General features: G+C 30.8%; 2 protein-coding genes and 2 pseudogenes. All 4 read right to left on the minus strand.

From position 1 onward, the window contains the following. Nucleotides 1–291: pseudogene (locus JJE11_RS17505) on the minus strand (4Fe-4S binding protein); the annotation flags it as partial. Further along, nucleotides 288–890, minus strand: a pseudogene (locus JJE11_RS17510) (P-loop NTPase); the annotation flags it as partial. The pseudogenes JJE11_RS17505 and JJE11_RS17510, both read right to left, overlap by 4 nt. A gap of 223 nt (nucleotides 891–1,113) precedes the next feature. After that, entirely contained in the window at nucleotides 1,114–1,512 is a 399-nt protein-coding gene (locus tag JJE11_RS17515; protein ID WP_291637950.1) for a CoA-binding protein, read from the minus strand. Between the two features lie 294 nt (nucleotides 1,513–1,806). After that, on the minus strand, nucleotides 1,807–2,317 hold a 511-nt coding region (locus JJE11_RS17520), incomplete at its 5' end, for an ATP-binding cassette domain-containing protein (RefSeq protein WP_291637952.1).

Consider the following 2,317-nt stretch of genomic DNA (forward strand, 5'->3'; position numbering starts at 1 on the left):
ACTAAATTTTTTACCATTTTTTCTAAGCAAAGTTACTAACATTCCTGAACCATCACTACCTACATCCATTTCTGCTCTTGAAATTATACCTTTATCTAACTTAGTAATAAATGTTTCTGCTGTTTTTTCTGCTTTTAATTTTATAGCATTATGTGGACATACTAATGTACAAGCACCACACCCTTCGCAAGCAAATAGGTTTATTTTACAATTTTCTATTGCTTCGAATTTACACACAGTCTCACATTTACCACACTTAGTACAAATCGATTCATCAATTACAGCCTTTTTACAACTTCTACAGCCATTTTCAAATCGTGAAGTCCCAATTCTGATGGTTCTGTAACAAGTATTGCTACACTCGCAAATTTTAGTGCATTTACTACACTACAAGAAGTACCTGGAGGACAATCAATTAAATTAACTCCCCCTGATATATTTTTAAGCAATTTTCTAATAACAGGGACTGCCATAGGTTCTTTTACATTTAAAATCCCTCTAATACAATCTATGTTTCTTACTTTTCCACTTTCAATTTTACCTGTTTGTCTTTTTTTATAAGTTACAGCATTATATTTACATGCAATTTTACAAGCCCCACATCCATGACATAACTTTTCAAAAAGTAAAATTTCATCTTTCACTTTTGCAAGAGCGTTAAATTGACATGCATTTACACAAGCCCCACAAGAAGTACAATTAGCTTTATCTATAATTGGGTACTCTACCATAACTTTTTCCGTTTTATCTACTTCAGGTTTTAAAAACAAAAAACCATTTGGTTCTTCAACATCACAGTCTATATAATTCGCCTTTAATGCAAGAGCTAGATTAGTTGAAACAGTAGTTTTACCTGTTCCTCCTTTTCCACTAAGAACTGCTACATTCATTTCCATTTTATTTACCTCCACCATGATATGCAGGACCATACATTTGATTAAAAATCAATTTCTTATCCTTAACATATCTAGACCTATATTTACTTGTAAATGACTTCACCATAAAATCAGCTTATGCATATTGGCATTTGCCACTAATCAAATAAAACAACAGACTGAACAATTATTTATATAAAATAATTGTTCAGTCTGTTGAGTAATCAAATATATAATTTTAAATCTTGTTTAATTCTACATATAAACATTCATGAAAAACCATATTAAGTTCATTTTTTTTACCCTTATTTAAAACCTGTGGATCATAAGACCCTGGTTGAAACCATACATTTTCTATTTTACATTCTACAATATCATCTAAAGCCTTTAAAGCTAGTGTAGGATTCACTATAACATTTACTGCATCTACTTGCTCTGGTAGTTCCTTTAATGAATGATAAATTTTTACTCCATTTATTTCGTCGTATTTGGGATTTATACCATATACTGTATACCCTTTTTCTTTAAGTTGCATTAATATTTTATATCCAAACTTACTTTCATTTGGCGACGCTCCAATTAACGCCCACTTCTTCATTTTTACCATTTCATCTCTTAGTATTTTTATATCATTCATTTATAATTCCTCCTATATATTATGATTTACACTCAAAGCTCCAATCGCTATTTCACGCTATAATCATTTATTGTCACATGTATACCCGCAATACATTTAAATTGATAGGATCATGTCTAGTGAATCTACAACAATTTTATTAGTTAATTTCTATATCTATATTAGTATTAACAATTTTATATTACTACCATACATAGTTATTGTCAAATGCTAATTATATGATAACTATGTATTCTTTAACCCATTTATATCAAAATAATAAGAGGTAATAACTCACCTCTTATTGCATTAAACCTAATACAAATATACTATCTCCGCATTCAAATATTCTATTTCAGCTTTCACGTGTGTAACAATTACTATTAATTTATCCACCGCCAACTTAATTACCTGATCCATTATCTGATTTTTAAGTTCTTCCTCTAGTCCTTTAAATGGCTCATCCATCAAAATAATTCTTTTGTCATAGGCTAACGCCCTTGCAATTGCTACTCTACGCTTCATCCCACCACTTAGCTGTGATGGTCTTTTATTCTTAATGTCAGTTAATTGCATATCATTCATATATTCTTTGGCCATCGTAAGTCCTTGTTCTCTATCCTTCAAAACCAAACTAATATTCTCAATTGCCGAAAGCCATGGAATCAACCTATCTTCCTGAAACACCATTGAAATATCCTCTGTAATTTTAACTTCACCTTCATCTGGTTCAATTAACCCCGCTATCAAATTAAAAACAGTAGTTTTTCCTACCCCTGATGGGCCAAATATACACACTATTCCTTCCTTTGGAAATTCTATAGTC

Origin of the sequence: Clostridium sp., assembly GCF_016650095.1 — a bacterium.
Classification (GTDB): domain Bacteria; phylum Bacillota; class Clostridia; order Clostridiales; family Clostridiaceae; genus Clostridium_AD.